The 22,525-nt window shown below is 41.1% G+C and carries 20 protein-coding genes; 1 reads left to right on the top strand and 19 read right to left on the bottom strand.

Features of this window, described 5'->3' with window-relative positions; translation table 11 throughout:
• Window positions 1-40: 40 nt before the first annotated feature.
• From CTY48_RS08120 to CTY48_RS08050, 15 genes are all read right to left on the bottom strand, one after another.
• Window positions 41-2,650, bottom strand: coding sequence for an FtsK/SpoIIIE family DNA translocase (locus CTY48_RS08120; RefSeq protein WP_099468006.1), 2,610 nt, complete (start codon window positions 2,648-2,650; stop codon window positions 41-43).
• A gap of 25 nt (window positions 2,651-2,675) precedes the next feature.
• On the bottom strand, window positions 2,676-3,554 hold the full coding sequence (locus CTY48_RS08115; protein ID WP_099468005.1) for an undecaprenyl-diphosphate phosphatase: 879 nt from the start codon (window positions 3,552-3,554) through the stop codon (window positions 2,676-2,678).
• 339 nt (window positions 3,555-3,893) lie between these two features.
• Window positions 3,894-4,367: an IS200/IS605 family transposase gene (gene tnpA, locus CTY48_RS08110; protein WP_099466475.1), complete on the bottom strand. Its 474-nt coding sequence runs from the start codon at window positions 4,365-4,367 to the stop codon at window positions 3,894-3,896.
• 177 nt (window positions 4,368-4,544) lie between these two features.
• Window positions 4,545-5,291 (bottom strand): ClpP family protease, encoded by a 747-nt coding sequence (locus CTY48_RS08105; protein WP_236354825.1) that lies wholly within the window; start codon window positions 5,289-5,291, stop codon window positions 4,545-4,547.
• Between the two features lie 99 nt (window positions 5,292-5,390).
• A complete protein-coding gene (locus CTY48_RS08100) occupies window positions 5,391-6,731 on the bottom strand; it encodes an MATE family efflux transporter (protein ID WP_099468003.1) in 1,341 nt (446 codons plus the stop codon).
• 1 nt (window position 6,732) lies between these two features.
• Entirely contained in the window at window positions 6,733-8,019 is a 1,287-nt protein-coding gene (locus CTY48_RS08095; protein WP_099468002.1) for an O-acetylhomoserine aminocarboxypropyltransferase/cysteine synthase family protein, read from the bottom strand.
• Window positions 8,020-8,079: 60 nt separating this feature from the next.
• A complete protein-coding gene (locus CTY48_RS08090) occupies window positions 8,080-9,300 on the bottom strand; it encodes a M16 family metallopeptidase (protein WP_099468001.1) in 1,221 nt (406 codons plus the stop codon).
• A gap of 107 nt (window positions 9,301-9,407) precedes the next feature.
• Complete coding sequence (locus CTY48_RS08085; protein WP_099468000.1) at window positions 9,408-10,343, bottom strand: CFI-box-CTERM domain-containing protein; 936 nt, start codon at window positions 10,341-10,343, stop codon at window positions 9,408-9,410.
• Window positions 10,344-10,361: 18 nt separating this feature from the next.
• Window positions 10,362-11,090 (bottom strand): YebC/PmpR family DNA-binding transcriptional regulator, encoded by a 729-nt coding sequence (locus CTY48_RS08080; RefSeq protein WP_099467999.1) that lies wholly within the window; start codon window positions 11,088-11,090, stop codon window positions 10,362-10,364.
• A gap of 158 nt (window positions 11,091-11,248) precedes the next feature.
• Window positions 11,249-11,596, bottom strand: a complete 348-nt coding sequence (locus tag CTY48_RS08075; RefSeq protein WP_099467998.1) for a type II toxin-antitoxin system PemK/MazF family toxin — start codon at window positions 11,594-11,596, stop codon at window positions 11,249-11,251.
• A gap of 99 nt (window positions 11,597-11,695) precedes the next feature.
• Window positions 11,696-12,865: an alanine racemase gene (alr, locus tag CTY48_RS08070; protein ID WP_099467997.1), complete on the bottom strand. Its 1,170-nt coding sequence runs from the start codon at window positions 12,863-12,865 to the stop codon at window positions 11,696-11,698.
• Window positions 12,866-12,897: 32 nt separating this feature from the next.
• A complete protein-coding gene (locus CTY48_RS08065) occupies window positions 12,898-14,376 on the bottom strand; it encodes an NAD(P)H-hydrate dehydratase (RefSeq protein WP_099467996.1) in 1,479 nt (492 codons plus the stop codon).
• A gap of 45 nt (window positions 14,377-14,421) precedes the next feature.
• Window positions 14,422-14,784: a holo-ACP synthase gene (gene acpS, locus CTY48_RS08060; RefSeq protein WP_099467995.1), complete on the bottom strand. Its 363-nt coding sequence runs from the start codon at window positions 14,782-14,784 to the stop codon at window positions 14,422-14,424.
• Window positions 14,781-15,410, bottom strand: coding sequence for a coiled-coil domain-containing protein (locus tag CTY48_RS08055; RefSeq protein WP_099467994.1), 630 nt, complete (start codon window positions 15,408-15,410; stop codon window positions 14,781-14,783). The genes acpS and CTY48_RS08055 overlap by 4 nt, the downstream gene beginning before the upstream one ends.
• 51 nt (window positions 15,411-15,461) lie before the next feature.
• Window positions 15,462-16,112 (bottom strand): redox-sensing transcriptional repressor Rex, encoded by a 651-nt coding sequence (locus CTY48_RS08050; protein WP_099467993.1) that lies wholly within the window; start codon window positions 16,110-16,112, stop codon window positions 15,462-15,464.
• Between the two features lie 249 nt (window positions 16,113-16,361).
• Between CTY48_RS08050 and CTY48_RS08045 the strand changes: the two genes are divergently transcribed.
• Window positions 16,362-17,198 carry a PHP domain-containing protein gene (locus CTY48_RS08045; RefSeq protein ID WP_099467992.1) on the top strand — a complete coding sequence of 279 codons (837 nt, stop codon included), beginning with the start codon at window positions 16,362-16,364 and terminating at the stop codon, window positions 17,196-17,198.
• A 118-nt stretch (window positions 17,199-17,316) separates the two neighbouring features.
• Here the strand turns inward: CTY48_RS08045 and CTY48_RS08040 are convergent, their stop codons facing one another.
• The 4 genes from CTY48_RS08040 to CTY48_RS08025 form a co-directional block, all read right to left on the bottom strand.
• The gene (locus CTY48_RS08040) at window positions 17,317-18,210 is read right to left on the bottom strand and encodes an ABC transporter permease (protein WP_099467991.1); all 894 of its coding nucleotides are present in this window, start codon (window positions 18,208-18,210) and stop codon (window positions 17,317-17,319) included.
• The gene (locus CTY48_RS08035) at window positions 18,207-19,139 is read right to left on the bottom strand and encodes an ABC transporter ATP-binding protein (protein ID WP_099467990.1); all 933 of its coding nucleotides are present in this window, start codon (window positions 19,137-19,139) and stop codon (window positions 18,207-18,209) included. Before CTY48_RS08035 ends, CTY48_RS08040 begins: the two co-directional genes overlap by 4 nt.
• A complete protein-coding gene (locus tag CTY48_RS08030; protein WP_099467989.1) occupies window positions 19,126-21,297 on the bottom strand; it encodes a hypothetical protein in 2,172 nt (723 codons plus the stop codon). The genes CTY48_RS08035 and CTY48_RS08030 overlap by 14 nt, the downstream gene beginning before the upstream one ends.
• 121 nt (window positions 21,298-21,418) lie before the next feature.
• The gene (locus CTY48_RS08025) at window positions 21,419-22,525 is read right to left on the bottom strand and encodes a sensor histidine kinase (protein ID WP_236354823.1); all 1,107 of its coding nucleotides are present in this window, start codon (window positions 22,523-22,525) and stop codon (window positions 21,419-21,421) included.

The raw sequence follows: 22,525 nt of genomic DNA, 5'->3' as shown, positions 1-22,525 counted from the left end.
TCTGAATTTAACAATCATCCTGAAATACTTTTACCACAGCTTATAAGCATTCGTCAATAAATTGTTCAAATTCTTCCATTGACATTAACACCTTACGAGGCTTTGTACCTTCCTCTTCCCCGACCACACCTGCGTCACAGAGCTGATCCATAATCCTTGCGGCTCTGTTAAAACCGACTTTAAATACACGCTGCAGCATTCCAATAGAAGCCTTATCCTTCTCAATAATAAACTTACCTGCTTCCTCAAAATAAGCATCCCTCTCTGCTCCGACGCTTCCTCCGTCAGCAGCAACCTGCGCGGAGGCGGTAATGGAGGATTCGATTTCCTTGCTGTACTCTGCAACTCCATGTTCCTTTGTTAAAAATTCTACAACATCGCTGACTTCTTTATCCGATACAAAAGCGCCTTGCACACGTGCCGGCTTTTGATAACCTTGCGGATAAAAGAGCATATCTCCCTTTCCAAGAAGCTTCTCCGCTCCGTTCATGTCGATAATGGTTCTGGAATCTACACCTGATGAAACAGCAAATGCAATTCTGGACGGCATATTTGCCTTAATCAAACCGGTAATGACATTTACACTCGGTCTCTGTGTCGCAATAATCAAATGAAGTCCGGCAGCTCTTGCCAGCTGTGCCAGTCGACAGATTGAATCCTCCACCTCTCCCGGTGCTACCATCATTAAATCAGCAAGCTCGTCCACGATAATAACGATTTGAGGAAGCTTTTCCGGCTTGCTCTCCTCGTCAATATCCTCTATGGATTTAATTTTTTCATTATAGCCCTTTAAGTCTCTCACGTTAAAATCCGCAAACTTCTTATAGCGCTCTGTCATCTCAGCAACTGCCCAGTTAAGCGCGCCCGCAGCCTTTTTCGGGTCCGTTACAACCGGAATGAACAGGTGGGGAATACCATTGTATACACTTAACTCCACGACCTTCGGATCAATCATAATCAGCTTGACATCATCCGGTTTTGCCTTATATAGAATACTCATAATCAGCGTATTGATACATACCGATTTACCGGAGCCTGTCGAACCGGCAATCAATAAATGAGGCATCTTTGCAATATCGGTCACAACAGTCTGCCCGCTTATATCTTTACCGGCTGCAAATGCGATATTGGAACTATGCTTTTTAAAATCATTGGACTCTAACAAATCACGAAGCATAACCGTACTGTTTTCCTTGTTTGGAACCTCAATTCCGACCGCTGCCTTACCCGGAATCGGTGCTTCAATTCGGATATCCGCCGCTGCCAAATTAAGCTTAATATCATCGGAAAGGCTCACGATTTTACTCACCTTCACGCCCATCTCAGGCTGTAATTCATAGCGGGTAACGGTAGGACCACAGCTTATGTTTGTCACATTGACACGGACTCCAAAATTTTGAAGTGTCTGCTGTAATTTTGCGGCGGTATCTCTTAAATGGCTGTCAGAATCACCGTTTCCTCTTGCTGCACCCTTCTTCAATAAATCAATCGGAGGAAATACATATTCCTTAATCGGCTCTTTCGCCGCAATTTGCTTTGATATTTCTTCCGTATGAAGCTTTGTCTCGGCACTGTCTGAAACTTTTTCCCTTTGTCTCTTAGGTGAATCCGCCGTTATCACAGCAGACAGCGCATCCTCCTCGAGCGCAGAACGGTTTTCATGTTCAAATCCCTGCTCAGTCTCCTCAAAGCCAGGTGCAGAGGCACGGAAAATAGGCGCCTCCCGTATTGCATTCTGATATAATGCCTCCTCTAAATCCAAGGAATCATCCACAGCACTTACTTCCGGCTGCTCCGGCAAAATCTCCTCTATAAACGGCTCACTTCTTGCAATTGTCGGATTTACATTTGTCTCCGGTATGAAATCCATTGTAATCTCATGAATATCCTCTTTCGCCGCTTTTTTACCCTTTTTAATAGAGGTGTCTACGCTGACCCCCTCTATTTTCTTGTCAATACGTCTGTTTTCTGTCTCAAGCTTTCTTTGCTGTGCCCGCTCCTTACGTCTTTCATTACCTGCGACCGCAGTTGTCTTAGCCGTGGAATACATCTTATCACTGCTTTTCTTCACGACCTTTAAGAAGGAACGCTCTGTGATAACCACAAGTGAGATGATGATTAGTGTAATATCAATTACATAAGCTCCTACCACACCAAATGCCATAGAAAAGAGCTTGCTAAGTCCCCCGCCGATTACACCGCCGGCACCCTTATGTATGGACGAAAACTCATAAAACTCCTTGATGGTGCTCGTCTGCTCATATGCTTTGCTGATTAGCTGCGCCAATGCACACAGAAGTAAAAATAATATAATTCCGCTGATTACCTTTATCACAACTCTGGCATTGTCCTTGTTGGAGATAAATAAAGCACAGCCAAAAAATAAAATAAAAGGAAGCACATATGCCATCAATCCAAAGATACCAAAGGCAACACTGCTGATAGAATTCCCTACAATTCCTCCTATCCCGAAGTTACTTAATAACAGAATAAGGGAAAACGCCAAAATCAATAACAGTACCACCTCTGCCCTTAAAAAGCTGTTATCCTGCTGTACATCCTTCTTCGTCTTTCCTTTGGTGCGTCCTTTTGCCGACGTCGCTTTTGTCTTTCGTGATGTACTTGTCTTCTTGTTGCTGCTTGCACTCATTACACTGCCTCCCATGTTCCTCTTCTTATAACATTACAAAATATCCGGCACTTGTCAAAATACCTGCTAAAATACAGTAAACCGCAAATACCTTAAATTTTTTCTTTCTTACCACAACAAGCATGGTTTTAATACATATGTAACCAACAACCGCAGCTACTACAGAGCCTGCGACATAGTTGATAATTTCGCCCGAGCGAAATGTCATGCTGGAAACATCCTTTAGCTCCAACAGCACTGCTCCAAGTATCGCCGGAATGGACATGATAAAGGAATATTTTACCGCAAACCGTTTATCAAACCCACTGATTAAACAAGCTGTAATCGTCGTACCCGAGCGAGAAATACCCGGCAAGGTCGCAATTCCCTGACAAATACCGATGATAAATGCATTGTTGTAGGAGACATGCTTCGGCGTCTTCGTTCCGTCATTGTAGCGGTCTGCAATAAAAAGCAAAATTCCCGTTATAATCAGACATACACCCGGAACAATGAGGATGCCGGAAACCGTCTCAATCAAATCCTTTGCCGCATAACCGATGATGCCGGTCGGTATCGTTGACACGATGATCAGCATAACAAACTTTCGGTATGCATTTCGGACGATTTCCCGATAAGGCTCGTCCTCCCTATGTATTTTATTCGTAATAAAAATTTTTATATTGCAAATACAGTCAAATAGAATGGCAAAGCCCTCTATGACCAATCGCTTAATATCCTTAAAATAAACAACAAACACAGCCGCCAGCGTTCCCAAATGCAACAGAACATCAAACAGCATGCCGGTCTCTAAATCAATCTGAAACAGCTCTTTAAAAATTGCCAGATGCCCCGAACTACTCACCGGCAAAAATTCCGTAACTCCCTGTATAATCCCCATCAAAATCGCTTGAAAAAGTGACATTATCTTTCCTCCTAAGTGTCCCTATCAACTCATCTTATGTTGTCATTATCCTTTATTATAACATTTTCCGTTAAACTTGTCATTACCTATTGACATCTTCCACTTGCATTCGTGCGCATAAATAGTTTTTAATATTAGTCAAGACCACCGGCTTAGCCGGTGGCTTGCTCTGACCCTGTAAGGGTCTATTCCCTGCTTGCGCCCGGAGGCGCCTGATGGTTTTGCCAACCGCACTTCCTTCTCAGGCAGCCCTAAAGGGCCTTTTTTATTGCCTCCTTACTCCTGCAAGCTCCTTGAGCCTTTCATTATAGCTTTATTCCCTAGCTTCCCTTTCAGGGACTACTTCTTGCTTTTTTGTACTGGCTCACCCGTGAACGGGTCTATATATTCATTCAATGTCATTTGATCCGATTCATGATCTTCTTTCAATTGATTTGCAATATATTCTTGTATCTTCTTTGTATTTTTTCCTACCGTATCTACATAATATCCTCTACACCAAAAATGGCGATTTCCATACTTATATTTTAGATTAGCATGTCTTTCAAATATCATCAGTGAACTTTTTCCTTTTAGATATCCCATTATTTCAGACACACTATATTTGGGTGGTATTCTAACTAACATGTGAATATGATCCACACAACATTCTGCTTCCATTATCTCTATTCCTTTACGCTTACATAATGTACTTAATATTTGAGCAATATCTGCTTTAATTTTTCCATATACTATCTGTCTTCTGTATTTTGGTGCAAATACCAAATGATACTTGCATTCCCATTTAGTATGGGCTAAACTATTCATATCCATTTTGGATACCTCCTATGTCTTTTTTGTGGTTGGCTAAACCCGCAATTATTATAACATAGGAGGTTTTTTGCTTGAAGCTAAAGCAAAACCGTGGGACCACCGGCATAGCCGGAGGTTTATTTTTTCTGTTTATACAAAAATATAGCCGGGAAACCTTCGGTCTCCCAGCTATCCTTTTTACTCCAGCTTTTCCTCTTCTTTACTCTCTTCCGTACCCTTCTCTTCTCCAATCATAAGATAAAGCTTTTTTAAAGCATCCTTGATGCCGCCAACCTCATCAATCAGACCTTCCTCAACGGCTTCTCCTCCCACCAGAATCGTTCCGACATCCTTTGTGAGAATTCCGGTCTCCATCATAAGCTTCTCCAGTCTCTCTGCCTCAATTTTACAGTGGTCGGCAATGAATTTTAATATTCTGTCCTGAATAATCTTAAAATAGTCAAACGTCTGCGGAACTCCGATAACCAGACCATTTACCCGAACAGGATGAATAATCATCGTGCCGCTTGGAACAATAAAGGAATAATCAGTTGCAACTGCAAGCGGAACTCCGATGGAATGGCTGCCTCCCAAAACAAGAGACACGGTTGGTTTGCTCAGTGAGGCTATCATCTCAGCGATTGCAAGACCACTTTCTACGTCACCGCCTACTGTATTTATGATGATAAGAACACCGTCCACCTCATCACTGTCCTCAATGGATGCCATATTAGGCAGTACATGCTCGTATTTTGTTGTCTTTGTGTTTGGTGGAAGGCACTCATGTCCTTCAATTTCACCGATAATGCTAAGCAGATGAATTTTATAATTGCTTTTATTTTTATCTAATGTAATTTGGCCTGTTGCTTTTATTTTCTCGTCCTTCTTTTCCTGAACCTCTTCCTTTACCTTTTCCTTCTCGTTTTCATTTTCATTCTTTCCCATAAAGAAATCCTCCATATCCGTTAAGAGGCAAATTTTCCTTTGCCTCATTACCTTTATTATGGAGGATTCTCATTATTTTATACAAAATTTAATTCCTTTTTATCTGACAACTGCTTTCGCCTTCCACTTGCCTGACAGATAGCGGATAACGGTAACGGTACATGCCGAGCCCCATGAAAGCGGAATGGCAAGCCATAAACCTGTGGAGCCTAAATAGTGGATTAATAGATAGGAAAGGCTTACTCTTGTGGAGAGTTCAACCAAGCCTGCCGCCATCGACGCATTAACATCTCCTGCACCACGGATTACGTTTAAAAATGTTTGCATGATTCCTGCAATAATATATGCAACACAAACAATTTGCAAATACTCAGAACCGATTAAAATTGCCTCATAAGCTTCCTCTTTATCAAGGAATAGGCTAAGAAGCTGCACACGGAAAATGACAATGAAGCCTGCAACAACAATACAGCCTGTCACCATAATTGCAAGAACCTGTTTGAGTGCCTTCTTGATACGGTCGATGTTTCCGCCGCCAATGTTTTGCCCTGTGAATATGGACATTGCCGTTCCGACCGATACAATCGGCTGAATCGCAATACTGTCAATCTTACTTGCGGCAGTATAAGCCGCCATCGTTATTTCTCCGCAGGAGTTTACAAGACTTTGCACACTCATATTTCCGATGGCAATCAGAGAGCTTTGCAATGCGGTAGGTACGCCTAACTGGGCAATCTTCTTCACCAAATCTCCATGCCATTGTATCTCATCCTTTTGAATATGCAAAATCGGGTGTTTTTTTACAATGATAAAAATACAAAAAACTGCTGAGCAAATCTGCGCAATCAAGGTTGCAACTGCCACCCCTGCAACACCCCAGTGGAATACCACAACAAAAAGTAAATCCAGAGCCACGTTTACAAGGGAAGCAAATATAAGGGAAAACAGAGGCGTTTTAGAGTCTCCTATGCTTCTTAAAACCGCCGAGCACATATTATAAATCGCCATCGCAAGCACTCCGGCGAAGAAAATGCGCATAAATAACACGGCATCTTCAATAATGACCTCCGGCGTATGCAAAAAGGTGAGAATTGACCTTGACGCTGCGACACCTACAATGGAGGTGATAACCCCTACGATAAGTATGATATGTATCAGGGACACAATCGCTTTTCGCATGGTCTTTAAATCCTCATGCCCAAAATACTGGGCAATGATAATGGACGCACCATTTGTGAGTCCCATCATAAGGGAAATGAGTAAAAAGTTAGTAGATCCTGAAGAGCCTACGGCAGCGAGGGCATTTGCACCTACAAAACGTCCCACCACAATAGCATCTATCAGGTTGTAAAACTGTTGAAATATATTTCCTAACACCATGGGACCTGCAAAGGATAAAATAAGCTTCGCAGGATTCCCTTCATTCATATTTTTTGCCATATTATTTTATCTTCTCTATCGCCTGTTCTAAGTCTTCAATAATGTCGTCTACGTTTTCAATTCCTACAGATAAACGGATTAAATCCGGTGCAACACCAGACTCCATAAGCTGCTCATCCGTCATCTGACGGTGTGTGTGGCTTGCCGGATGTAAAACAGAGGTTCTGGCATCGGCAACATGAGTTACAATCGCCACCAGCTCCAAAGAATCCATCATTTTACCGGAAGCCTCTCTTCCGCCTTTTAAGCCAAAGGAAATAACACCGCAAATACCATTTGGCATATATTTTTGTGCCATTTCGTAATATTTATTATCCGGAAGTCCTGCATAATTTACCCATGCAACCGCTTCATGCTGTTTCAGATACTCTGCCACTCTTTGAGCGTTCTCACAATGTCTTGGAACTCTCAGATGCAAGGTTTCCAGCCCCAAATTTAATAAAAATGCATTTTGCGGAGAAGCAATCGCTCCTAAGTCACGCATAAGCTGGGAGGTTGCCTTTGTGATATAGGCGCCCTTTCCGAATTTTTCTGCATAGACAATCCCGTGATAAGATTCATCCGGTGTTGTCAGACCCGGAAATTTATCCGCATGGGCGAGCCAGTCAAAATTGCCGCTGTCAACGATACAGCCGCCTACGCTGACTGCATGTCCGTCCATATATTTGCTTGTGGAATGTGTCACAATATCTGCTCCCCACTCGAAAGGTCTGCAATTAATCGGAGTCGCAAACGTATTATCAATGATGAGCGGCACTCCGTGGCTGTGCGCTGCCGTCGCAAATTTTTCAATATCCAGCACAACCAGTGTCGGGTTGGAAACTGACTCTGCAAAAACTGCCTTAGTATTTTCTTTAAATGCCTTGTTAAGCTCTTCCAGAGAGGAATCCGGATCTACAAAGGTACATTCGATACCGCATTTTTTCAGTGTTGTACCAAGGAGGTTGAAGGTTCCGCCATATATGGTGGAGGAGCAGATCACATGGTCTCCCGCTTCACAAATATTAAATACAGCATAAAAGGTTGCGGACTGCCCGGAGGAGGTGAGCATAGCCGCATAACCGCCCTCTAATTCACATATTTTGCTTGCTACCGCATCATTGGTCGGATTTTGCAGGCGGGTATAAAAATAACCGCTTTCCTCCAAATCAAACAGCCTTCCCATCTGCTCGCTGGATTCATATTTGAAGGTGGTTGACTGATAAATCGGAAGCACCCTTGGTTCTCCATTTTTTGGTGTCCAGCCGGACTGAATGCATTTTGTCTCACGTCTGTAGTTCTCTTTCATTAAAAATGTCCTCCTTTTGGAAATGAAACGTTACTGCGAACGCCGCAGTAACAATTAACTTTACAATTTCCCTATCATCGCTGTTGCCGGTTGTATATTCTTTAAATATTTATCTATAATATAGGAAGTGTCCTCAAGACTCACCTTGTCAAGCTCCCAAAGCGTCTCGTCCAACGTGATGATACGATTAAATTGAAGAATTGACTTTGCATTATTCTCCATTCTGCACTGGGTACTTTCCACATTGATAATCAGTTCGGTTTTTAATTCTTCCCTTGCATTATTAAGCTCTTCCACGGAAAATTTATTTTTCACAAACTCGTCTATTGTCTCATAAACTCTATCCAAAACGTCCGTTATCAGCCCCGGATTCATCGCCGCATAAATCTGGAATAAGCCGCATTTATCGTAAGAGCTTTCATAGGAATAAATGGAGTAGACCATCCCTTCCTCCTCACGAATTTTCTGAAACAATCTGGAATTGACACTTCCTCCAAGAACGGAATTGACAATGTAAAACGGATACCTCTCCTCGGACAGTGAGGTTATTGCATTATATGCCACATTTAAGTGTGCCTGTTCCGTATCCTTATTCTTCTTATAATCGCACCTCACAAAATCAGGCGTAATAAGAGGACTCGTGTTTCCTTTTGCCGGAATTTTACCAAAGAATCTCTCAAGCTTATCCGCCAGCCAGCTTTGTTCAAAGCTTCCTGCAACGGATATCACAATGTTTTCACCTGTATAATAATTCTCCTTAAATGAGATAATCTGCTCTCTTGTAAAGCTTTTTACCGTATCTTTGTCACCTGAGATAATATAGCCATGCGGATTGTCCTTCCAGACATATTGCTGTAATACCTCATGCACCATATCCTCCGGCGAATCCTCATACATATCAATCTCATCCAAAATAACGCTCTTTTCCTTTTCAATATCCTCTTTCGTGATAGTGGAATGAAGGAGCATGTCGCTTAAAAGCTCAATTCCGGCTTCCAGATGCTTGTCCAGTGTCCTTATGTAATAGGAGGTGTATTCCTTGCTTGTAAAAGCATTGATATTTCCTCCAAGACTTGTCGTGATGTCTGCGATATCCTTCGCGCTCTTTGTCGTCGTCCCCTTAAACATCATATGTTCAATCACATGGGAAATTCCGTTTAGCTTCGGTGTCTCGTATGCGGAGCCTGCCTTTATCCATATTCCTAATGACACCGATTTTAAATATGGTATCGGCTCACATACCACTCTGATTTGATTTGATAGGGTAAAACAATTAATCATGCAGTAATTCCTTCCAACCGTTTTCTTTTTTAATCACATAGGGAAGTTCGAAAAACTTTCCTATGCTATGAAAAAGCGACCGAAGGCAAAGCCTACGGTCCCTTTCATTAATGGCAATACTCCTTCTGTAAATCCCTTACCATTTTATAATAAACTTCTTTACATTCGAGATTTTTATCCTCTTCAATCAGTTTGATGCAAGGATTCAAATAATTTTCCCAGACTGATTTATAAATTTCGCCGGAATTGGACATTTTATTAATGCGTTTTACGATTGTCGGCGCAATATTATAATATTCGCTGATTACTTCTTCCCCATCCTCCTGTTTCAAAAGGAAATGGTCACGGTACTGTCTGAGCAGAACAAGCTCATAGCAGTCATCCTCTTTGCCAAGCGTCTCACAGACAGCAGTTGTGATATAGCAAAGCTTCTTTCGAAAGCCACTGTTAATACTGTTAAAATCTGATTTTCCAACATTGGTTTTTGGAAATTTATTTTTCCATTCCTCCAATATTTTATCTGCCAGTTCTTCCAATGAACGATCTTTATATTCCAATATAACCGGAATAATATAAACGGCAAGACTCAGATTGTAGTCCATCAGCTTTTGCTCTCTTGCACCCTTTTTCGCAACCGCATTGATGTTCGAAGCAGCCTGATTAACAAATTCTGATGCAATCTTTTGCAGCGTCTCCCCCTCATCGGAGGCATAATATATCGTCTGCCATACCTCATTGAGCATGTCCTCATTTTCCTCGCACAAGCTTCTGAAGTATGGTTCATAATGTTCTTTTTTGAAAGCAAATAACGGGTTCTCCATACTGGTTAAAAACTTCGGAAAATCATTTATTGCTCGTTCTAAGTACTTCTCATAATCTTCTGGCTTTGCATGAGGCTTGGAAACTACGTCCTTATCCTCACCGCCTAATATATCTGAAACCTGAAGTGTCTCCCCGCAGTACATACAAATAATACTATCCCTATCCTGGGGAACCTGAAGTACACCATTACATTTTGGGCATTTCCCTTCTTTAAAGTCCATGTTTCCCTCCACTGCTTCCTATTCGTCCCAGTTATGATACACTGCTTGAACGTCATCATCGGCGTCTAATAAATCCAAGGTTTTCTGAAGATTTGCAACAGCCGCCTCATCCGTAAGCTCTACCCAAGTCTGCGGAATCATCGTCACATCAGCTTCCACCATCGGAATTCCTGCTTCCTCCAAGGCCTGTCTTACCTGTGAAAAATCCTCCGGTACAGTTGTAATCTCATAGCTGTCGTCCTCTTCGTTGAAATCTTCCGCTCCCGCATCCAGAGCAATCATCATCAGCTCATCTGCATCCATGCTGCATTCCTCTTTGTCGATAATAATTTGACCCTTTTTATCAAACATAAAGGATACGCAGCCCTGTGTTCCGATGCTTCCTTTTCCTTTTGTAAAAGCACTTCTCACGTTTGCTGCAGTTCTGTTTTTATTGTCCGTCAGCGCATCTACGATAACAGCAGTTCCGTTTGGACCGTAGCCTTCATAGGTTACAACCTCATAATTAACGGAATTGATATCGCCTGCCGCCTTCTTAATTCCTCTGTCAATCGTGTCATTTGGCATGTTATTGGCTTTTGCCTTTGCCACAATGTCGCGAAGTCTGCTGTTATTATTGATATCCGCTCCGCCCTCTTTAACGGCTACCGCAATCTCTCTTCCTATAATGGTAAATATTTTTCCCTTTGCCGCATCATTCTTCTCTTTTTTATGTTTAATATTCGCAAACTTTGAATGTCCTGACATGAACATAACTCCTTTTCAATGTATAATTCATAATTGTAATTCTTTTTAAGCACAGAAATGCCAACAAAGGTTGACACTCTGCTTTATTTTAACACTGAATTAACATGATTTCAAGAAGAATATTACAAACTATGGTAATCCGTATCTCACTAACTTCCTTATGTACTCAGTTCAAGACTTACCAGTAATGCTTTATCTACTTTTTCAAGTATCTCGCTGTCCAGATGACAAACCTTATCTTTCAGCCTTTTTTTGTCTATTGTCCGAAGCTGTTCCAGCAGGATAACGGAATCCTTTACAATAGCATATCTCTTGGAATCTATTTCAACATGAGTCGGCAGCTTTGCTTTATTCATTTTAGAAGTTATCGCTGCACAGATTACAGTTGGACTGTGCTTGTTGCCCACATCATTCTGAATAATCAAAACAGGTCTTATTCCGCCCTGCTCCGAGCCTATTACGGGTCTTAAATCCGCATAAAAAATATCTCCTCTTTTAATAATCACTTTTCTTCACACTCCGATGATTGTAGTTTATGTACCGCTACTTTTATTATTGACTGTTTCATCAGACGTATTCCAAAACGTAATTATTTTTTGTCGACCTTATTCGTGAAAATAATCCTTCGTCGCCACTATTTTGTTATCCTTCCAAAATACTCTCGGCACTCTCTTTCCTATATCACATACAAATTCATAGTTAAAACGCCCCGACAGACTGCTCATGTCCTCCACGGCAATAAAATCGTCCCCGCTTCTTCCAATTAAGACAGCCTCATCCCCCGGCTGCACATCTTCGATATCCGTCACATCCACCATAAACTGATCCATACAGACTCTTCCAAGCACTGGTGCTCTCTGTCCCTTGATTAAAACCCATCCTTTGTTGGACAGACTTCGCGGATAGCCATCTGCATAGCCGACCGGTATCGTTGCCACCTTTGTAATCCTATCGGTCTTGCAAATCCAACCATAGCTTACTCCGCTGCCTTCCGGTATCTCCTTGATATGAACGATATGGCTCTTTATCTCCATAACCGGCTGCAGCTTCACATTTTCCTTTATAACCTCGTCGGAAGGATACAGGCCGTAAATAATAATACCCGCTCTCACCGCGTCCATATTTGCCTCCTTTATGTCGACAATGCCGGCGCTGTTTGAGCAGTGCTTTAACGGAATTTTAACACCCGCCTTCTCGATTTCTTCGACAAAGCTTTTATATAAGGAAAGCTGCATGTTTGCCGCTGTCTTATCTCGCTCATCTGCCTTGGCAAAATGAGTGAAAGCCGCTCTTATTTCTATATTCGGAAGCTGGCTGATTTCCTTTATAATTGACAAACTTTCTTCTTCGCACTGAAAGCCAATCCGGCGCATACCGGTATCCAGCTTAATATGAATTTTTGCGTTTTTATTCAGCTTTTGTGCAGCCTTAGAAAGCTCCTTTGCCATCTCAAGCGTAAATACAGTAAACTCAACATCCTGCTCAATCAATTTTGGGTAATGCTCACAGAATACAAACCCCAGTATCAGAACAGGCTTTTTTATCTTGTTATTTCTCAATACAAGTGCCTCTTCCGCCGTTGCTACGGCAAAGCCCCATATATAATCATAATCCTCTATCAAATGCGCAATCTGCACGGCACCGTGTCCGTAGCCATCCGCCTTAATCACTGCAATAATCTGTGTCTCTTCTGCAATATTCGCTTTCATTTGTTTTATATTGTGTGCCACGGCATCTAAATTTATCGCCGCATACACTCTTTTATACTGATCCATGTTTCCCTCCGTCCGTGCGTTAAGCTTCGCTTTTATTCCGACGTAACATTGCTTATCATCTCTGCAATATCCCTTGCAAGCATACTGTATGTTCCCAGCCTTTTTGCCGCTTCATCCCCTGCCGCTGCATGAATATAAACACCGAGAGTCGCTCCGTCAAAAGGTGCCATCCCCTGTGCCAAAAGCCCTGCGATGATTCCTGATAAAATATCGCCGGAGCCTGCCTTTGCCATGCCATTGTTACCGTTTTGATTAATATATACCTTTTTCTCATAATCTGCAACCACTGTTCTTGCATCTTTTAAAACACATACCAATTTATGCTTCTTGGCAAAGGAAACTGCAGTACCGATTAAATCCTCTTTTATCTCTTCTATTTCGCTTTTACAGATGACCGACATCTCTTTTAAATGCGGTGTTATCACAATATCCTTTAAATTTTCTTCCCATAATTTACTATCTAAAGCCAAAAGATTGATTCCGTCAGCATCTATGATAAGAGGACATTTCTTTCTTTTTAGCACTGTTTCCATCAGCTTCCTTGATGGCTCACCTGTTCCGAGCCCGGGCCCGATATCAATGACGTTTGCCCATGACACTGCCTTTTCAATCTCTACCAAATCCAGATTTTTCGAATCATAGGTAGTCAAAATTGCCTCCGGAATAAGCGTCTGCAATATTTCCCTGTTTTCCTCGGGTATCAGAAGTCTAACCAGCCCGCATCCCGTTTTATAAGCTGAAATTGCCGCCAAATATGCCGCCCCCGCCATATTGATGCCTCCGGCGATAATCAGTGCCTTTCCATAGGTTCCCTTGTTGGAATACGGCGTTCTTGCCGGCAGCCTGCATGAATCTGTCTTATCATAGGAAAAAGCAAAGTCAGAGTTTAGAGGCGGATAGATACCGATGTCACACACTGCTGTTTCGCCGCAATATCCTGCACCTGGATAGAGAACATGCCCTATCTTTTTAAAGGCGATGGCAACAGTCAAATCCGCTTTCACAGCACAGCCCATAGCCTTACCTGTATCGGCTGATATACCTGACGGAATATCAACCGCAACCTTATATCCGTCTGCCTTGTTTATATTTTCAATGGCGTCTCGGTAGACACCTGTTATTTCTCTTGTCAGCCCAATTCCAAATACAGCGTCTATTATCACATTATATTCAGAATTTCCAAAGGTGTTATATATTTTAAAATTATATTTTCTTGCAATTTGAAGCTGCCTTTTTGTCTCAACACTTGCCTTTTCTTCCTCTCCTACAAAGACAATTCGAACCGTTTTTCCCTGCAACGCAAGAATTCTTCCTATAGCAATCCCATCACCGCCGTTATTTCCGCTTCCGCAGACGACAAGCACACTCTCAAAATCACCACAATTCTTTTTCATCTCAGCAATTACCCCGAGAGCCGCTTTTTCCATCAAAACAGCCGAGGGAATTCCGATTTTCTCTATCGTATCAGAATCAAGTTTTTTCATTTCATTACTGGTGAGTAAATATTCCATTCAAATACCTCCTTCTGATTCTCCGGCATTGTTCAGCCTTTGCAGTTATAGCGCTTCCCCAATGACATATGCAATTGCATAATCCTTTGTGTTGGAAATACTGATATGAAGTTTGTTAATCCCCTGCTTTTTTGCAAGCTTTGACGCATTGCCGTAAAGGTTTACATAAGGTTTTCCAAGCTCGTCGCGCAAAACCTCAATATCTGTCAGCTTAAAGCCGCGAAAGCCTGTACCAAACACCTTTGCTACTGCTTCCTTTACCGCAAAATTACCGGCGGCACGCACGCCATTGTCTCCGATTAACTCTCTTTCCCTCTCTGTAAAACAACGCATAAAGAAAGCCTCTTTTTCACAGGCTTTCTTTATGCGTTGCACTTCTATTATATCTGTTCCGATTCCTATTATCATTCTTCTGTCGGAGCCTCTTCGTGATATAAATCAAAAACATTCAAAACCTCAAAGCCTAAAATGTCATGCATATAAGAATAGATTCGATTTATTTCATCCTTGATATCCTGCTTCATTCCCACATTTTCTTTTAGCTTTTCCCGAACATCCTCTATCCATGCATCAATTGCTTCAATGTGCTTTTTATCTTCCTTCATCGCATTGTAGCAAACTCTCATTCCTTCTATTAAAAGTGTCCGGTTCACCATATCAATTTCAATGGGCAGTTGTTCCAGTTCTTGTTCACCGCTTGTTATTTTGTTATTTAAATCTTTAATCAGCTTCTGGCTTGCATCTAGCTTTTTGTTTTTTAAATCACTGATACTCTCGTCCTCATTCGGATCCATATTTTCCAATATTTTATCCATCAAGGTTTTTTTGGCGCTTTCCATTTCCTTGAGCTCATTATAAAGCTGTCCCTGACGCCGAATCAGTTTATTTAACTTTTTCTCCAAGCTTGTCATTGTGAAGGTTCTCAACTCCTTGTCGAATAGCTCGTACCATTTATTATCCAATGTGACAAGAGGTACTTTTTTACCCTTCAAGGCCTCCTCAAATTTCTCTAAGTTTCTCTCCCTATCCTTCACTCCAAATATCCTCACTTCTTTATCTGATGTTAAACAAAACGGTTTTCTTGCCTATTTACCGTTTGGATGCTCCTTCTCATAACGGGTGATGTTATAAGACAGTCTCATCAAACTCTCTGACAAATGTACATTCTCAATCAGCACATCTTCAGGAAGATTTAAGTCGGTATGTGCAAAATTCCAAATAGCCTTCACTCCGCATTTTACTAACAGTTCAGCCATCTCCGGAGCCTTCATCTTCGGGATAGTGAGGGCAGCTATCTGAATATCATTTTCCTTGACAAACTGCTCCAGCTCATCAACCATACGTATTTCAATGCCTCTCACCGTAACGCCCTGAAGTCTTGGATTTACATCAAAGATGCCCTTGATGATAAAACCTCTCTTCTCGAATGCGCCGTAATTGGCAATCGCCTGTCCTAAATTACCTGCACCGATGATGATGACATTGTGGTTTTTATCCACGCCTAAGATTTTACCAATCTCCGTATGAAGGTGCTTTACATTATATCCATAGCCTTGCTGGCCAAAGCCACCAAAATTATTTAAATCCTGTCTTATCTGTGAAGCCGTAACCTTCATCTTTGAACTTAATTCATTCGAAGATATTCTCTCCACTCCGCTTTCTAATAGTTCACCCAAATATCTGTAATATCTAGGCAATCTTTTAATGACCGCTTTTGAAATCTCTTTTTCTTCCACGGGTTCTTCCTCCTATCTAACATATACAAACATACTTTTATTATATAGAAGTGATAAAAAGATGTCAATCTTTTGTTATTATTCTAACAATTTCCATAAAGTTTTTTGTATTTTATCGTGTTATAATCTAATTGTAGTAAAAAATGTGAGCGTTGCTCACTTTTTGCGCCCGAGCGAGCCCGGAAGCAACAACTTCCACTCTGCGAGGTACGCATAAAAATATAATCCATAATGAAAGGAATCATTTTTATGTCATATATTGATTTGCATGTCCATTCTAACGCTTCTGACGGCACCTATACGCCAAAAGAGCTGGTGGACTATGCCACAAAAAAACAATTATCCGCCTTCGCGCTGACAGACCACGATACCGTTGCCGGTGTCAAAGAAGCCATTGATGCCGCGGCAGGCTCAAAACTTCAGGTAATTCCCGGCGTAGAGCTGTCAACCTCCTACAAGGGACGCGATGTTCATATTTTAGGACTATTTATTGATTATACTAGCGAAGCTCTTATAAATCAACTAAATGAGCTAAACAATCTGAGAAAACAGCGAAATGAAAAGATGTGTGAGCTGCTTTTTCTGCAAGGTTTTGACATTTCTCTAAAAAGAATGGAGGAAAAATTCGGCGATACGGTAATCACAAGAGCACATTTTGCCCGATATTTATTTGATAAGGGCTATATTTCTTCCTTGAGTGAGGGGTTCGAAAAATATTTAAACAAGGGCTGCTGCTGTTATATTCCGAAGGTAAAAATTCCGCCGGAAAAAGCGCTTGAAATTATATCAAACGCTAAGGGTATTTCTGTTCTTGCCCATCCTCTTCTGTACCGTTTTTCAATGGAGGAGCTGGAGGAATTGATTATTTTTCTCAAAAAGGCAGGACTTGTAGGAATAGAGGCCATCTATTCCTTAAACAAAGACGACGATGAAAAAAACATGCTCTCCCTTGCAAAAAAATATAATTTAAAGGTCACGGGAGGCTCTGATTTTCACGGCAGCAACAAGCCTGACATAGACCTTGGCGTCGGAAAGGGAAATCTGCGCATTCCATCTTCCCTTTTATTTCCCTTTTCTCTACTATGATAGGAAATTCGAAGTAATTTCCTATCATAGTAGAATATCATGCGCACGAATGCAAGCGGAAGATGTCACTGCGTGGCTGCATTCGGCGCAAAAGGCACTTTGTGCCAAGATGCTCACCTTATATTTTTTTAAAAATCTTATGCTCTCTCAACGGATTAATTTTGGCTTGCGCTATTGCGATGAACAGACCGGATAGCACAAGCTGAATTACCATGCTGATTCCAATCCAGTATTTTACAATCAAATCATTATCATAATTTCCAAACTTATTGCAGATGGACAAAATTCCGTCCGCATTGCCTGCCTGTCCGCTGATTAAACCGGAGAATGTAACAACCGGATTGATCAGTAAAATATAAACGAACCCCTGAATGTCTGATACAGCACCTTCCACGCCTAAGTTTCTCGCCTGCTCAATGGAATAATAACCCTGCACGGCAAGGTATGTTCCGATAAACATAAAAATAAGTGTTCCGTAGGTCATGACGGTCGCCGTTGTCGTTTTTTTAAACAAAGCTGAATAAAGCAGCCCTACCGTTCCTATAAAAATCGCCTCCACCAAAAGAAGCACAATCAAAATCCCCAAATCCACCAGCTTGATACCGCCAAACACAAACACAATCGATACAACAGGCAGACTTGTAAATGCAAGCAAAAGTACAATACTTAAGGAACTTTGCAATTTTCCCACAATAATCTGCCAGGGCTTCATCTGCGTGGAGAGCAAAATATCAAGTGTCTGCCTCTCCCGTTCACCGGAAATTGCACCGGCAGTCAGCCCCGGAATAATAAGTAGCAGCATTCCAAACTGAATATATGCCATAATGATATAAATCTGAATCATATTTGTGTATTCGACAGAACCTGTATAACCGGATGTATATAGCATTTCATAAAAGATTATCATCGCGACAACCGCAAGAATTAAATTATACACCAGTATAACCCAAGATAATTTAATTGTTCTCTCAAACATGCGAAGTTCTTTTTCAAAAACCGGATTCAATTTCACTCAAAATCACTTCCTTTTTCAATAATTTTCAAAAACAAGGATTCCAGATTACTCTGTTCCCTTCGAAATGCTACGACAAGTACATTGTGTTCAATCAAATCCTTCAAAAGCTTTGCTTCATCTTCTTTTCTTCCGATAAAAGTTAACATAATATTGTTACCGTCAACCGATACAGTTCGCACATATTTGTTTTTCTTTAAAATGGCAACTGCCTCATTGATATCGCTTATCACATGTATCAAAAGCGGGTTGGAGGAATCCACCTGGAATAAAATTTCTTCAATATTCCCGCTCATGATCGCCTTGCCCTTCTCCATGATACAGATGCTCTGGCACATCTCTGACAGCTCCGTCAGAATATGGGAGCTGATAATAATTGTTTTTCCGGTCTCACTCAAGTGCTTCAGTATAAATTTAAGCTGATGTCTCGTATGCGGGTCCAGTCCGGAAGCCGGCTCATCCAGGATTAGTATATCCGGATTATGCACGAGTGTACGGGCAAGGCAAAGTCTCTGCTTCATTCCCCTTGACAATCCGTCCACGTAATCATCCGCCTTTTCCTGCAAATCTACGAGTTCCAAAAGCTCTTTTGCCCTTGCAATCGCAACATCATCCGTTATTCCATAGGCAGAGCTGTAAAACTGAAGATATTCCATCACGGTCAAGTTGTCATAGACCCCAAAGAAATCCGGCATGTAGCCGATTGTCTTTTTCAGCTTTGTCGTATCTTTAAGAATGTTTTCTTCTCCAAAGGTAATCGTACCGGAGTCCGCCGCCAAAAGACCTGACATAATCTTCATAATCGTTGTCTTTCCGGCTCCGTTTGGACCTACAAAACCGTAGATTTCCCCTTCGTTTATGGAAAGGTTAAAGTCTTCCACCGCCTTAAATTTTCCGTAGGATTTTGAGAGATTTTCAATTTTTAGCATTATTTACCCTCCCTGTCGTGGATAAGGAAGGCAGCAATGCTTGTTTTCCTTCTTTGTCAAACGGCTCCACGTATTTGATGATAATTTCATTTCCTTCATTTAAATAAGGCTTTAATTCACTCTCCGTAAGCTTTTTTTCCGATAGCTCAAACGGGTCATACAGACCGCTGTTTCTATTATAAAAGTATACGTTTCCCGTAAAATTCTTGTAATACTCTTCATCATAATAGCTTAAATCATGGAAATAAAGACTGATATCGGATAAATCCCTTCCAAGATTGTAGGTCAATATCATTTCATCCGTGTACATGATATCGCCGGAGGAGCTGTATTCCTCGTTTTTAATCGGGACATAGGTCGTATAAAGATATCCGTCACTTGTATAATTTATCTTGACCGGAACCTCCACCATCGTCATGCCGTAAGCATCATAGGAGGAATCAAGCTGTATATCCAATTGATTTCGATCGGCTGTAAAGCCGATTAAATAAGCACATTTCGTATATACGCCAAAATTCTTTTCCAAATAAAAATCCAGGATTGCTTTCTTCTGGTTTTGCAGCGTATAGCCGTCCTTGATAAAGCCTTTTTTATCCATTTCGACTCCCGTAATTTCATTTGTCAATCCGTATTTAAATTTGGGATTGTAGGTATATACACTCATCTCTCCCAAGTCGATTGTCGAGCCAGCAGGAATCGTATCCAGAAAAATAATCTTGTTATATATAATGATCGCAGCATTTTCGATCACAGAATCAAGTCCGTTTGTAACGCTTCCGCTCACCTTATCCTCAAACACATTCATATCTACTTTGACAAGACTTTCCCCTTCAATATGCTCTGTTTTCTCTGCATAAAAGGTCTCTTTTGTAAAAGCCACATCATTTTGAACCGTTATCGTGCTCTCATTCTCACCCTTTGTAATGCCGACATTATAGTTCTCGACCTTCACAGATTTTTTCGGATCACTGTAATAGGTATAATCATAGAGCGGCTTTATGGAGTAATCTTTGTCTACATAGAGTTTGTAACCGTTGTTATAAGGTGCCCTGATATTAAAATAAACGCTGTTATCTACCGTGTTATCGTTGTATGTAACAATTTTAAAATAGTTGATAAACGGCGCCTTTAATCTCGTACTGCTTCCGAGTGCGATAATAATCGTCATAAACAAAAGCGAGCCTGCAATCTCACACATCCAGAAATATTTCCTTTTGTTCAGCTTTTTCAAAACAATATAAAGAAAAGGTCCAATTAAAATAAGATATAAAATTAATACAATTACATACACGCCAAAACTCGGCAGCTTTCCCATAAACACGTTACTCAGCGCATAGGTAATTGACCAGTTTGAATAGCTTGGATAGGAATAATTCATCTTTTTCAACTGGGCATCCGGTATCAGATTTTCCCATGAAACCTCGGAAGGAACGCCGGTTTTGCTTAAATTCACGAGATAACCGCCGTTTTTAATCCAATTGTAGATGACCTCCCGCTGTTCCTTAGTAAGCATGTCTAAATGCTCATCATCTGTGATAAGCACATTAAAGGTGTCTAGCCCGTATGTTTTAGATGGAATATCTTCATCCTCTAAGAGAACTGCCCGCAGGGTATAATCATTATACTGATAAAGTGCCGTGTTTTCAAAATAGCTCCTTATCTCTTCTACATCCGTCAAAATACCCGTGTATATATAATAGTAATAATTATCTACCTCAATCATAATATCTTTGGAAGCAATCACATTGTTATACTCATCATAAAGCAGAACTTTCAATCGGTTGACCTGATTCATAAAAGGAACGACCATAGAAATATCCTTAATTGTACCGGCGGCAATATCTGCCTCCTCCTCATACATATAATTTTTTTCCTTATAGCCGTTGGAAAACACCGTATCGACAAGAGAATTGGAGGAGGTGAGAGAATAAAGAAGAACCTGCACTCTTCCTTTGATTTCTTCTCCTTCATTTGTCACTGAAATAGTAATCGGCGTGTTTGAATCTGATTTTGCAATACTGTTATAGCCGTAGGTAAGCTCAATGGATACGTTGTCCGCAGCCTTTGCCGGCAAAGCCGGGTACGCCGCCAAAAAAATACATATGAAAGCAGAAAAAACTGCCCTGTTTATGTTCCTGTTTATCTTTGCGTATTTCATTCTCTACCCTCTCCATTTATGTCATATTTTAAAAAAGTGTGAGCTCTGCTTACACTTTGCGCCCGAGCGGGTTGCAAAGCAACTACTTCCACTCCGCGAGGTGCGCATACCATTTGTTCTATCACAGAAAATCCGAAGGACTTTCCTGTGATAAAGCAAATCGTGAGCTTTCATGCCCATTTAAGTGAAACGGAAGACAGACAGCAAAAGATGTCCCTTTTAAACTGCTTGTCACCTCAATGGTTCCGTTGTGCATTTCGACCACATTCTTTGCAATAGCAAGCCCCAGTCCTGTTCCGCCTGTATTTTCAGAACGTGACTGCTCCACCCGGTAAAATTTCTTAAACACATTGTCTAACTCATTGCTCGGAATTACTTTTCCGTAATTTATCACTTCGATTTTTACCATATCTGCACGCTCTTTGACATGAACCTTAATCAGTTTTCCGTCTGAGCCGTATTTAATCGCATTGCTGATCAGATTATCAAACAATCGGGCAAGCAAATCTCCGTCCGCCTCAATAAAAAAGTCTTTTTGCTCCGTTTCAAATTCGTATTCCAGATTATTTTCCTGAAAGCTTGGATAAAACTCATCCAGCAATTGCTCTATCAGTTTTACAATATTAATTGTACCTAACTTTATTGCAATCTTTCCGTGATTTAGCTTTGTGAAATCAAACAGATCATAAATCAGATTTTCCAAACGCTTTGATTTGTTGTAGACAATTTCAATATATTTTTCTCTTGTCTCCTCATCCAACTGCTGATTGCGCCGAAGCAGCTCTAAATAACCGGTAATGGAAGTAAGAGGAGTTCTAAGGTCATGTGCCACACTTGTGATAAGCTCATTTTTGCTTCTCTCCGTCTCCCTCTCCCGATCCATGATGACAAGCACTTCCCTTGTCATTTTGTTGATATTTCCAGCCAGTTTTTCGAATTCATCGTTTCCCTTTTCTTCAATTGTAAGATAGAGGTTTCCGTCGGAAATTTCCTCCACGGCATCCGAAATTTCCTTGATATAAGAAAACATATCGCTCATCATAATAAAAAAGCTCATCAAAAAAACGACAACACCGCAGACAATCAAAATACCGATGCGGATTTCAGGCACAATGCCATCTCTTCCGACCGCATAGCTTCGATAGCCGTGGGTTCTCAAAAAATCAACGAGCATTCTCATGTCAATAATGAGAAACAGCTCTACCGCCAATGTAATCGTACCACTCAC

Source organism: Konateibacter massiliensis, assembly GCF_900184995.1.
GTDB lineage: Bacteria > Bacillota > Clostridia > Lachnospirales > Lachnospiraceae > Lachnotalea > Lachnotalea massiliensis.
The sequence above is the reverse complement of the archived record's forward strand: the minus strand, read 5'-3'. Positions and strand labels throughout refer to the sequence as shown.